Raw genomic sequence first — 241 nt, 5'->3', positions numbered from 1 at the left:
TTCCTTCAATTGCTCATGTTGAGCCATCTCGGCACCTTGGTCCCATGTCAGCGATTTGCGTAAATGCTTGGGTAGCGTCTGAATGGATTTGGTGATGGCATCTCTAACAGCTTCAGCGCCGTGCCCGGCCGACGCAGGCCCGTTCTTTTTACGTGGGCCCACGCCGTGACCGGGCATTTGTGGTTGATCCAGCAGGAGCGTGAAGCGTGTAGAGCGTTCCACCAGAGTGCCGATCGCCGAG

The 241-nt window shown here is 57.3% G+C and carries 1 pseudogene; it reads right to left on the bottom strand.

The features are described from left to right. A pseudogene (locus E1297_RS00220) lies at window positions 1-241 on the bottom strand (IS30 family transposase); the annotation flags it as partial.

It is taken from the genome of Roseibium sp. RKSG952 (assembly GCF_009711355.1).
Note: the sequence above shows the minus strand (reverse complement) of the source record. Positions and strands in the feature narration are given on the sequence as shown.